The sequence below is a fragment of the Nostoc sp. MG11 genome (genome assembly GCF_014904695.1).
GTDB lineage: Bacteria > Cyanobacteriota > Cyanobacteriia > Cyanobacteriales > Nostocaceae > Komarekiella.
The window spans coordinates 76,431-88,530 of sequence record NZ_JACXXN010000014.1 but is presented as its reverse complement, the minus strand read 5'-3'; the positions used below and the strand labels follow the sequence as shown (position 1 = coordinate 88,530).

General features: G+C 37.7%; 9 protein-coding genes. 6 read left to right on the top strand and 3 right to left on the bottom strand.

What is annotated here, in order from left to right; translation table 11 throughout:
• Positions 1–2: 2 nt before the first annotated feature.
• Positions 3–200, bottom strand: a complete 198-nt coding sequence (locus tag HCR01_RS19930; RefSeq protein ID WP_193197842.1) for a hypothetical protein — start codon at positions 198–200, stop codon at positions 3–5.
• Between the two features lie 418 nt (positions 201–618).
• Positions 619–1,815 (bottom strand): 1-deoxy-D-xylulose-5-phosphate reductoisomerase, encoded by a 1,197-nt coding sequence (dxr, locus tag HCR01_RS19925; protein ID WP_193197911.1) that lies wholly within the window; start codon positions 1,813–1,815, stop codon positions 619–621.
• Between the two features lie 320 nt (positions 1,816–2,135).
• Here dxr and HCR01_RS19920 point away from each other — a divergent pair, with 320 nt between their 5' ends.
• From HCR01_RS19920 to HCR01_RS19905, 4 genes are all read left to right on the top strand, one after another.
• Positions 2,136–3,443, top strand: coding sequence for a mannosyltransferase family protein (locus tag HCR01_RS19920; protein WP_193197841.1), 1,308 nt, complete (start codon positions 2,136–2,138; stop codon positions 3,441–3,443).
• A gap of 34 nt (positions 3,444–3,477) precedes the next feature.
• Positions 3,478–4,875: a DUF2079 domain-containing protein gene (locus tag HCR01_RS19915; protein ID WP_193197840.1), complete on the top strand. Its 1,398-nt coding sequence runs from the start codon at positions 3,478–3,480 to the stop codon at positions 4,873–4,875.
• A gap of 26 nt (positions 4,876–4,901) precedes the next feature.
• Positions 4,902–5,573, top strand: a complete 672-nt coding sequence (locus HCR01_RS19910; RefSeq protein ID WP_193197839.1) for a DUF2079 domain-containing protein — start codon at positions 4,902–4,904, stop codon at positions 5,571–5,573.
• Positions 5,574–5,660: 87 nt separating this feature from the next.
• Positions 5,661–7,034 carry a mannosyltransferase gene (locus HCR01_RS19905; protein WP_193197838.1) on the top strand — a complete coding sequence of 458 codons (1,374 nt, stop codon included), beginning with the start codon at positions 5,661–5,663 and terminating at the stop codon, positions 7,032–7,034.
• Between the two features lie 42 nt (positions 7,035–7,076).
• On the opposite strand, the gene HCR01_RS19900 is transcribed toward HCR01_RS19905, so the two are convergent.
• Positions 7,077–8,621, bottom strand: a complete 1,545-nt coding sequence (locus HCR01_RS19900; RefSeq protein ID WP_193197837.1) for an ArnT family glycosyltransferase — start codon at positions 8,619–8,621, stop codon at positions 7,077–7,079.
• A gap of 165 nt (positions 8,622–8,786) precedes the next feature.
• On the opposite strand from HCR01_RS19900, the gene HCR01_RS19895 reads away from it, so the two are divergent.
• Positions 8,787–9,746, top strand: a complete 960-nt coding sequence (locus HCR01_RS19895) for a glycosyltransferase family 2 protein (protein ID WP_193197836.1) — start codon at positions 8,787–8,789, stop codon at positions 9,744–9,746.
• A 1,298-nt stretch (positions 9,747–11,044) separates the two neighbouring features.
• On the top strand, positions 11,045–11,956 hold the full coding sequence (locus HCR01_RS19890; RefSeq protein ID WP_193197835.1) for a polysaccharide deacetylase family protein: 912 nt from the start codon (positions 11,045–11,047) through the stop codon (positions 11,954–11,956).
• The last annotated feature ends 144 nt before the right edge of the window (positions 11,957–12,100 follow it).

Sequence of the window (12,100 nt, the reverse complement as noted above, 5' to 3'; positions counted from 1 at the left end):
GACTACTTGCTACCTTGAATTTGTGACAGACTCTGAGCAAATTGAGTTATCTGATGCCAAATATCTTGGGGAGTAATACCAAAACTAATATTTAATAAGACCAGGATCGCAGCAATAGTCAACGCATTGCTTACGGTTGTTTTTAGCAATTTCCACAATATTGTAAAGACGATCCAAGCTACAATCAAGGTAACAATCATATATAACTCCTTGAGAATCGCTCTGTTGTAAAAAAGGGTTTATTTAGAAAGAGTAAATTTTTCTTGTGGTAATAATTCCTAATACAAAAGTTATGATCCTCATTTACAACTAAACTACTAAACTTGGTTTTTTGTTTGAGAATCCCACAACGACTATACCCGAAAATATAAAAAGAATTCAGACGTCAAACAACTTGTTTTGTAAATTTTTGAATAATTTTTATTTAGTCGTAGATATATAAATATTCTGCGTAATTAAGAGTTTATTAGGTATATTTTAGACAAAAATTAAGCTTAATTTCTTAGCTGTAAATAAATAGATAAATGTGTTTTTGGCTGATTGAAATAAGAGATAAAAGTCAAGTGACATTTTAAAACGATTATTAGCCTTCAGCATTAAGCTGAAGGCTGAACGATTTTATCGCAGAGAAATTATCCGCGAGTGAGTTTGTAGCTTTTCAGTTGCTATTAAAACTTCTTGCCTTGCCCATTTATCTGCTGCCACAATGTCATCTAAAGAAGGATTTGCACAGTTATCATTTTGATGGCGATCGCACACCAATTCGATACACCGGGGAATATCTAAAAACCGAATTTTTTCTTCTAAAAATAACGCTACAGCTTGTTCATTTGCTGCATTTAATACAGCCGGCATTGAGCCACCAGCCCTACCCACAGCATAAGCCAACTGCATACAAGGATACTTTTGGTGATCTGGTTCGCGGAAAGTTAAATTTCCCGCTTTTACTAAATCTAGTCGTTCCCAATCGGTATAAATGCGTTCAGGCCAAGATAAAGCATACAGCAGAGGTAAACGCATATCCGGCCAGCCGAGTTGGGCTAAAACTGAAGTATCTTGCAGTTCAATTAGCGAGTGAATAATGCTTTGGGGATGAATGACAATATCGATATCGTCATAATCCAACCCAAACAAGAAGTGAGCTTCAATCACTTCTAAGCCCTTATTCATCAAAGTGGCAGAGTCAACCGTGATTTTACGTCCCATCGACCAATTGGGATGCTTGAGGGCGTCAGCAACCGTTACTTCTGCCAACTTTTCTACATCCCAATCTCGGAAAGCCCCACCAGATGCAGTGAGTAAAATCCGCCGCAAGCCAGCTTTGGGCACACCTTGAAGGCACTGAAATATAGCAGAATGTTCGGAGTCGGCTGGTAGTAGTTTTACGCCGTGTTTCTCCACTAGGGGGAGAACAACAGGGCCGCCAGCGATCAGGGTTTCTTTGTTCGCTAAGGCAATATCTTTACCAGCTTCAATAGCGGCGATGGTGGGTAGCAACCCAGCACAACCAACAATACCCGTAACAACCGTTTGGGAATCGCCGTAGCGGGCAACTTCTATCACTCCAGCTTCGCCAGCCAGTAAAATCGGTTGGGGATCAAGGTCTTTAATAGCTTCTTGGAGTGCTGGCAATTTATCTTCTGAGCAAATCGCAGCAATTTCTGGTCGAAACTGCCGAATCTGAGCAGCCAACATTTCCACATTGTGCCCGGCTGCTAATCCTACAATCCGAAACTGATCTGGGTACTGAGTGACGATATCTAAAGTCTGAGTACCAATAGAACCAGTGGAACCAACAAGAGTAATCGCTTTCACAATTGCTTCAGGATTTACAGACAACTCCCACTATAAATTGCTTGGGACTCATTAATAACAGCGATCGCCATAATCAATAGACTTCTTCTCAAAGTTGCTCAATTTTCCTGGAAATAGATAAAATATGTGTTCATAAATACTATATATAAATATAAATGCTGAGAATTTTCGCAAAAATGACTAAATAGGAAATACTTTCAACTAAGTGCTGATCTTTTTAGTGGTAGAGGATTGAATGTGCAAAACGTTACTCATAAATTGCTGTGTTACAGCCATAGGTAAGAGGATGCATAAAGGAGTCTGTTGAAACACTCAAGTCTATGGCAATTCAGATAGTTATAAAAAAACTTTTATGGAAAAATGATTTTTTCTTTCCTGCAATAATGTGGCTTGTCAGCCGAATATTTATTTTGACTGCCATGTTGCTGGTTGCGCCAAATCTGCCGTTACCAGTAGAGGGAATTGTGCCGCGCTTTGGCTGGGAGGTTTTTGACGCTTGGGATAGTATGCATTACCGGGCGATCGTCACTTCCGGGTATGAATTTGTCAATGACGGCAAACAGCATAATCTAGCTTTTTTTCCCCTATTTCCCTTAAGCATCTGGGTGTTGATGAAGTTGGGCTTGCCGTTTGAAATGGCAGGTACGCTGGTGAACAATTTGGCATTTTTCGCAGCGCTTTACTGCTTGTACTTTTGGGTCAAAGAGCATTATGGGATCAGCGCCGCGCAGTGGGCGACTGCGGTGTTGTCTTGGTGTCCGTCGTCTATGTTTACGGGGGTGATTTACACAGAAGGGCTGTATTTGTTTTTGAGTACAGCTGCTTTACGAGCCTTTGATCAAAAGCAGTATGGCTGGACTGCCTTTTGGGGTGCAATGGCCACAGCAACACGACCCACAGGGATGGCGCTAATTCCAGCCTTGGCGATCGCATCTTGGAAAGAACGCAGACCACCTATTGCCTATGTTGCTAGTTTAGCTACCGCTATTGGGCTACTTTTATTTAGTCTGTATTGTGCGATTTCTTTTGGCGATCCCTTAGCGTTTATCGAAGCACAGCGGGGATGGCGACCCTCCTTAGGATTTGATTGGCAGGGTTGGTTAAATATGCTCATGCAAATTCCATTTGGCACAAACAATTGGCAATTTGGGTGGATTAAAGACTCATCTGGCGGGATTATTAAAGATCCCTGGTATCCTTTATGCTTTGGCGTAATTTTTGCCAGTGGTTATCTTTTATGGCGTTACCGTAAACATTTGAGTTCTGTGAAGGTAGTCTATGGCTTTTACGCGTTTGTCTTATTTTTGTTGATACTGGCGAACGAACAGTTGACCAATAACTTGCTGAACGCGTTTATGGTCTTGGGTGGAGGCTATATGTTATGGCGATTACGCACGCAACTGACCCCCGTTACTGTTCTCTATGGCTTTTGCGGTATTGGTCTGCTGCTAGCCTCTGGGGGTACTATCTCCTTGAGCCGTCTTGCTTATGGGATTGTGCCTCTGAGTATAGCCATAGGTATGCTGCTATCTCGCCATCCGCGTCAGGGATATTTAATGTTGGGCTTGTTTATGACATTACTCGCCAAGATTGCTGTAGGATTTGCCCAAGAACGCTGGGTAGGGTGAAGAGGATTGGGTACTGGGGACTGGGGAATGGGGAATGGGAAAAACACTGAATCAGCTTGGTTCTGTTGGTTGGATGATTGGCATAAGTGCCTTAATTTTGTTCGCGTCCAGCGGCTTACGACACGAGCTGTTTAATTCAGGCGCTTGGGACTTAGGAATTTTTGACCAAGCAGTTTACTTAATTAGTCAGGGACAACCGCCGATTTCTTCTTTTTTGGGTTTTCATATTCTTGGCGACCATGCTGCTTGGATATTGTATCCCTTGGCTTTGCTGTACAAAATCTATCCCAGTGTTTACTGGTTGTTTGCAGTGCAATCAGCCGCCTTGGCATTAGGTGCTCTGCCTACATGGTATCTGGCCCGTCAAGCTGGATTGAAAGAAAGCCAAGCAGTAGCAATGGTGGCAGTTTACCTGCTGTATCCATTAGTGTATAACGCCAATCTGTTTGATTTTCACCCAGATACGATCGCCATCCCAGCACTTTTGGCAGCGGTGTTAGCGGCACGGCTAGGTCAGGTAGGATGGTTTTGTTTAAGTATTCTTATAGTGTTGGGATGTAAAGCGGTATTATCTTTAACAGTTGCCGCGATGGGAGTTTGGTTACTTTTTTTTGAAAAGCGGCGACTATATGGTGCGATCGCTCTTATTAGTGGTATTGCCTGGTTTTTAATTGCTAATAAAGGGATCATCCCATTTTTCGGGAGTGAAGCAGCGTTACTAGAACGTCATCTTTATCGGTATAGTTATCTGGGAAACTCCTTCCCCGAAATGGCTAAGATTTTGCTGTCTCAACCAGAACTAATCTTAGGAAAAGTCTTTTCATTAACTAACTTAGAATATTTGCTTCTGTTGTTAGCACCTGTAATTTGGGGACTTTTGCCTCAAGTGACAGCTTTGATTGGTGCTATTCCTTGTTTAGTACTCAACATTCTTGCCAATCATCCATCACAAAAAAACTTGATTTTTCATTACTCGCTGCCAGTTATACCATTTCTGATGGTAGCTGTAATTGACAATTTAGCAGTAGAGAGGACATGGCTACGAACCCAAAGAGCAATTATTTTGTGGTCGTTGGTAGGGTTTTTTGCTTTAGCTAAATTTGGTTTTTTTGCCTCACAACATCTGAAATATCTGGATAATTGGCAAGCTACACGAGAAGCGATCGCTCTAGTTTCGTCATCAGGAAATCTACTTACCACAGAACACATTGCTCCGCATTTAAGCCAGCGAAAACTAATTAAGTGTAAATTTACTAATGTTCCATCATTCGAGGAATTAAATACGTTTGATTTTGTATTGCTAAATGTCCGCCATCCTGGTTGGTCAGATACTTCTGAATCTGCTCTTGGCTTAGTAAATAAACTAAAAAATCAGTCAATATTTCAGTTAACATACCAACGTGATGATGTATTTCTATTTGTGAAAAATTAATCAAATTATATAAAATTACTCACAGAATGAAAAAAAACTTGAAGCTTGGTACTGTTGGTTGGATGATTGGTATAAGTGCGTTAGTTTTATTCGCTTCTAGTAGCTTACGGCACGAACTATTTCAATCAACTGCTTGGGACTTAGGAATTTTTGACCAAGCAGTTTACTTAATAAGTCAAGGACAAGCGCCTATTTCTTCTTTTTTAATTAGTGCTATTCCCTGTTTAGCTATCAACCTTTTTGCCGACTACCAACCTCAAAAAGAATTGCTGCATCGGTACTCTCTACCAATTTTGCCATTCCTGTTATTATCTCTAATTTCCAGCTTAGCAGTAGGAAAAGGATTGCTACAACATAAAAAAGCCATTATCTTATGGTCTTTAGTGGCATTTGTGAGTCTAGCAAAATTTACTTACTTTGGTGAAAGATATCTAGAATCTATAGATACTTGGCAAGCTACACGAGAAGCGAGCGCCCAAGTTCAACCTTTGGGAAGTGTTCTCACCACAGACGAGATTGCGCCGCATTTAAGCCATCGACCATTAATTAAGTTAATACAATCAAATTCCTCACAAGTTAATTTAAAAATATTCAATTATATATTGCTTAATATTCGCCACTATGGTCTATCAAGTAATCAAGAATTTGAGCAAAATTTGTTAAATCAACTTAAAACTCAGCTAGAGTTTAAGCTGTAATATCAACGCAATAATGTGTATTTCTTTATAAGAACTTAATTATTTACTGTAGGATTTTTCGTTTTATTATATGTATTGCTGCAATAAATGAAAGCTCAAAAAAAACTCATCATCTTAATTTTATCTTTAATAATATGTAGTGCATTTATCCTTTGTACTGCTGTAGGGATGCTGATTTATCCTGATGCTTTTAATAAGTTTTTTTCATCATCTCAATTAGTTCGAGAAATTCCTCCACAGTTACCCCATAAAAGTTACTACTGGGATATACAAGCTTACGCTGAGATGGCTATAAATCCCAGTTGTCAGGCATTTTATCCCCTTTGGCCTTTTATCATCCGTAATGTTTTTCATCCACAAACTATAGCGCAGGCTGCACACTATTTTTTAATAGTTGCCACTACATTATTCTTTATTTCTACTTTTTTACTTTTTTGGGTTTTAAAAATAGGCTTACAACGCTTATATCTAACTTTCTGGCTAGTTTTAGCTTATACTCTAAATCCTATGGCAATATTCCGAGTTATAGGTTACACAGAAAGCTTATTTGCTACACTTAGCACCTTTCTTATTTGGGTCTGCTTACCACAATTAAAACTCGATGAAAAAATAAAACTTTGTTTTATATTCGCCGTTACACTTTTGATGGCTTTAACTAGACCAGTATTACTCCAAATATTTTTTTCGACCACAGCAGCAATCATCACAATGCTCACATTAGAAATTTTGCAGTTAAAAGTTTATTCTTGGAGGAATTTATTAATTAGTATCAAAAAATATAAATATGAGCTTAAAATATCTATGACTATGTGGATATCAGCATTGTTAGGTTACTCTATTTACGGAAGTTTTTGTCTACAAACTAGAGGTGATTTTCTTGCTCCTTTCCATGCTCAAAAAAACTGGGGAAAAGCTTTAGGTCTACATTTAGAACTATTATTATTTCCTAAATCTTTGCTAATTGACCTCTTAGGTTTGTATTTACCTTTGATTATTTTATTTTTATCAATTATTTTTGTTTATTTAAAACTCATTCAACCACAAAATGCATTTGTTCCTAAATACAAGTTTTGTCAAAATATCTTAATATTATATCCACCTCTGCTAATCTGCCTATATGTTTTTAATTTTATAAGGTTAAAAAAGAGAATTTTCCAAGACAATTCACACAAACTATTGATATCTAATTACACTAGAACATTAGCGAGTAACTATCTTTTTTGGTTTTGTATTTACTTTACTAGCGCTCACTCAATTATTATATTTTTTACTCAAGATCGTTTGCATAGCTTGGGAAGATATATATTTGCAGTTCCCTTCTTTTTCGTAGCTTTGGGATATTTATATCGTTGTATTCCTGGGAAAACAAAATATCACACTTTGTGGTGGCTAATTTCGATTTCTGTTATTGGACTAGTTCAACAATGGATTAATTATGGTCATGACAAATGGCTTGGTTAGAATATACAAAATCTGATACATAAAAGTAATAATATTTAAATCTTAATTAATTTGTGGTGAAATTAAAGTAAAATCTTCAGCAGTACCAAGAGTGTTACTATCTGGTAAATTTATTTTCTGTAAACTTGCATTATCTATGAGTAAATAAGATTTATTTGACCACTTTTGTTTTAAAATTGGCAAACTTTGGGGAATAACTTTGCAATCACAATAAAAATCTAAACTAGGGCGACCATAAGCAAAAGAGGTGTAAATTGTTGTTCCTGGTGAGACATGCTTGCGAATTAATGTAGCAACTGGCTTAACTGCAAAAGCTTCATTTAACTCCCAAATCCATGATTGTGAACTCATTAGCAGTCCTAAAACTAAGTATATCCCAGTAAATAAAACTGGAATAAACTGGCGATCGCGCTGTTCAATCAGCCATGCTACGATGCTCATACTTATTGTTAAAACTATACTCATAACAATTAAAATAGGCTGAGGATTTGCAATAGTAAAGTAAACACAACCTCCTAAACCTGCAATAGCTATAACAGCAAATAATATTGCCAAAATTCGCGTTTTAAAACTATGTTGTTGCCATTCATTGAGTTCAGCACCAATTGCCAAAGCTAAAAAAGGATAAACAGGCATAACATACCACGGCAGTTTTGTTCTCATCAAAGATATAGTTCCTAAGTAAACAATTGTGCCGATCAGAATTAAACAACCCCAAGTAGTATGACGCTTTTTCCAAGCTAGATAAAACCCTCCCGGCAAAAATAACAGCCAGGGAAAACCATATTTAAGTAGCTCAATTAAATAGTACCAAGGAGGTGCGCTATGACCTTCAACAGGTTGTACAAGACGAGCAAAAGTCTGGGCCTGAAAATTAACTTGTAAAAAATTACTTCCATAATGTTGCCATTGAGCAGCATACCAAGCGATCACTGGAGCATTTCCTAAAAATATTCCCACCCAAAAATAAGGGCTTGTTAATAAAGTTAATTGTCGTACCAAGAGAAATAAACAAACAATACCTCCCAATAGCAAAACTATCATTCCCTTTGTCAGAGTGATCAGCCCTAGACAAAATCCCACGCCTAGAGCATACCGTTGGTTCTGATGCGCTTTCAGCAAACAAAACAACAACAGCAGGAAAAAAGTAATAGTCGTACCATCTAGCATCGCCAGTCGTCCGTGACGCACCACAGGCAACATTGTTAAGTAAACCAAAGCAGCAAACAGAGCTGGTAAGCTTTGGTTAAAAAGCAAACGCCCCACCAAGTAAAGCAAAGGCACTCCCAAAGCAGTTAACACCGCACCAGGTAAACGTGTTGTCCACTCATTTACGCCACCAATTGAGTAAGCCCAAGCAATTAGTAAGTGTACTAAAGGCGGCTTATTATGATAAGGTTCACCTCCCAAAGTGGGGTAAAGCCAACGCATTGAACCAACTGGAGCACGCCAAATTTCACGGGCAACTTGTGCTACTGTACCTTCATCCCAGTCTCGTAAGGGCGAATTTCCCAAAAATATCAGCCACAAAAACAGAGATCCCACGAGCAAGCTCAATAGCCATTCTTTGTCTCGGAATGGACGCATATCTAAAATTGGAATAATTTTTTGATAATAGGTTGATTCACTTTTATAACTGTATATAATTTTTTCTATTCATTTGCACAAAAATTTATATTTATATGACAAATTACAGCAACTATTTTACAGTAAATCTCTCTGATTAAAGGTGACATAAACTAGATAATAACTGTGACTAAGCCAATCTACTCTCTAGTAATCCCTATTTATAACGAAGAAGAAAATATCACTGAAATGTATCGGCGTCTGATTAATGTAACAGCACAGTTAGATGGCGAAGTAGAATTGATTTTGATTGACGATGGTAGTCGCGATCGCTCTTTAAGTATGATTCGTGAACTCCACCATTGCGATCGTCGTGTGCGTTATCTCAGTTTTGCTCGGAATTTTGGTCATCAAATCGCAGTCACAGCTGGTTTGAACTTTGTTCAAGGCAAAAGTATTATCGTCATGGACGCTGATCTCCAAGATCCCCCAGAACTAATTTTAAAGATGATTGAAAAATGGCAACAGGGCTACCAAGTAGTTTATGCTCAGCGTTTATCTCGCCAAAAGGAAAGCTGGCTAAAACGTCTCACTGCCTATGCTTTTTATCGCATTCTTCAGCGGCTAGCTAATGTAGACATACCTGCTGATACAGGAGACTTTTGCTTGATGGATCGGCAAGTGGTAGATATTCTCAATGCAATGCCTGAACGCAACCGCTACATTCGTGGCTTACGAGCTTGGATAGGGTTTCGTCAAACAGCCATACATTTTGAACGAAATCCTCGTTTTGCTGGCAAAGTTAAATATACTTTTGGTAAATCTTGGGCATTAGCAGTTGACGGAATTATTTCCTTTTCAGCTGTTCCCTTAAGACTGGCAACTTATATAGGATTGCTGTCAGCTGGTGTAGCCTTATTCATGATATTGCTAGTACTATATTGGCGTTTATTTGACCCGGTGTCTCCATTAATTGGTTTCACTTTAATTACAATTGCAATGTTGTTTCTAGGGTCTGTACAATTACTTTGTATTGGGATTTTAGGCGAATACATTGGACGTATTTATGAAGAAGTTAAAGGACGTCCTATCTATACTTTGAAGGAAACTGGAGGCTTTACTAAAACATCAGAGCCAGCTAAATAAGCCTTATATTTGTGCTGGAGCATTATTAGTAAGGGTTCATAACTTTTAGTGAACCTATTTGCCAACGTCTGGCTATTAAATATACAGGAAATTTCTTTGACTCTGCAATCATTCAGTTGACTACTGATGTCAGTTTTTACTGGAGTGGCAGGGCAGTTTTTTTTAATAAGATTACTGAAATTAGCCCTTTTCTGTCACTCTGGGGAAATAAAAATAATTTTACGTTTAAATTCATAAAAGTTCTTCAGCCTGCTTTGTGAGGTTTTGTTAACTAAATTTAGATGCATTGTTAAACACGAAAATACAGATTTATCTAGTATAGTTGGTAAAAAAAAGACATTATCATGAAACACTTAATGCTGAAATAACTATATGAGATAGCTGCTACAATTTTAACACTTTTCTCATAAAGTTCCTATCAATTACCGTATAAATACGGTAACATTGCATATTGAATTGCACTATTAATAATGTATTGCCTTCCTTGACTTGAGGTAAACAGTAGCAAACAAAAAGTTTCAAGCAATTTAGGCTGATGTACCAGTATCAAAAACTGAAAGAAGCTACCGATGAAATTATTTTTAGTAAATGAGTGAACAGTATCTAGGTTAACGAATAACTGCCCCTTGGCAATGAGAAACTATATTAACTTGATTTGCGTCTATTTATTTCTCAGAAGGTCAAAGGCAACATCAGTATGTTAAAAATTTAACTTTTTCTTAAAAAGGAAGGAATAGTCATAGACAGTAGAATATACATTATCAAGAATGAACTATTAGTCCATTAGATTTTTTCTAGGCGGTTACTATACCCCTTGTGTTAATTCTGTATATTAATCCAATAATTCACTAGCCCACCTCATTGGCAGAGGCACAAAACCCGTAAGGCTACGGACTCCCGGATAAACTGTCTACAAGCAATTAGCGGTTAGAGGAAAAACAGGAGTTATAACTTGGCTCCTAGTAGCATGGTTATTGAAGTGCGGTTAATTATTCAATTACGCTCATTCTTAAAGCTAACGGTGAAAGTCTGGAAATGCAGACTTTACCTTTTATAGACGCGTAGTTGAAATTAAATAGTACCAATTGCCATATAACCAGCGTATGTCCAAAGCCAACCAATTTTGACTTCGGTCAAATCTGTATAATTTTCTTCACGATTTTTTAATTACTGTTAATCTCTCTTCTATTTTTCAGGATTATTTAGAGAGTAACTGCGTATTTGAGTATCTAGAAAAAATGTGCTACAACGTACCGTCAAATTTTTACCGATGGTTCGACCCTTGAAGGAGCTATGAAGTGGAAAACAATAAATCGTTTCTCTGGCCGGAAGGAATATTAATCACACTGCTTGCATTATGCGGTACTTTCAGCCTTGGTTTTATGATGCTTGTAAAATCAAATTTCTCCGAGGCTCAGAATAGACAGAATATATATGTAACAGATATAGCAGCGAAAGTAGGAACTCAGCAGCGCATTGAGGGATTAAAGGCGGCGATGCTCACAACTTGGCAACAAGAAGCACAAGCAAAGGGACTTTCTTACTCTGTACCATCAAGTTTTCAAGGAGTAATAATTAAGGCTGCAAAACTTACTCATGGTCAAAAAGTGATTGCTCTTACTTTTGATGATGGCCCTTGGCCTCAGACCACAGACCAAGTATTAGATATTCTCAAAGCAAATAATATCAAAGGAACATTTTTTGTTGTTGGACAGAACTTGAAAAATTATCCCGAATTAGGGAAGCGGATTGTAACTGAAGGTCATGTGATTGCTAACCATACTTGGCATCACTGGTATCATTTTTTCAATCCACAGGCAGCTGCTTTTGAAATTGAACGTACGACAGACCTAATTTATCAAGTTACAGGTGCTAAAACAACTTTGTTCCGACCACCTGGTGGCATGCTACATAATGGATTAGCTGCTTATGCCAAAAACAAAAAATATACTGTAGTGATGTGGTCAGCTGACTCCATAGATTACAAGCTGCCAACTGTACCAAACTTAATCAATAATGTGATCAAAGATTCAAAACCTGGTGGTATTGTGCTAATGCATGATGGTGGTGGTAATCGTTCCAGAACTGTGCAAGCTTTACCAGAAATTGTTAGTAATTTTAGAAAGCAAGGCTATCGTTTTGTAACTATCCCAGAACTTTTAGAAATACAAGATACAGACCAAAAGTTGGCTGCTAACAAACAAAAATAGTTATTAACTATAAGTTACTACAGTCAAGTTAAAAATAATTCTTGGGTTTCGCTCTGCTCTACTCAACCTACTAATTTTATGGTTTTTAGCCATAACACTAAGCGTATTGAATTATCAGTTATTAATCAATAATTAATTGCTAAC

Excerpts from the sequence above, each read along its gene's own strand:
- HCR01_RS19920 (WP_193197841.1), top strand. The coding sequence starts at position 2,136 with ATGGCAATTCAGATAGTTATAAAAAAACTTTTATGGAAAAATGATTTT.
- HCR01_RS19930 (WP_193197842.1), bottom strand. The coding sequence starts at position 200 with ATGATTGTTACCTTGATTGTAGCTTGGATCGTCTTTACAATATTGTGG.
- HCR01_RS19910 (WP_193197839.1), top strand. The coding sequence starts at position 4,902 with ATGAAAAAAAACTTGAAGCTTGGTACTGTTGGTTGGATGATTGGTATA.
- HCR01_RS19915 (WP_193197840.1), top strand. The coding sequence starts at position 3,478 with ATGGGAAAAACACTGAATCAGCTTGGTTCTGTTGGTTGGATGATTGGC.
- HCR01_RS19900 (WP_193197837.1), bottom strand. The coding sequence starts at position 8,621 with ATGCGTCCATTCCGAGACAAAGAATGGCTATTGAGCTTGCTCGTGGGA.
- HCR01_RS19905 (WP_193197838.1), top strand. The coding sequence starts at position 5,661 with ATGAAAGCTCAAAAAAAACTCATCATCTTAATTTTATCTTTAATAATA.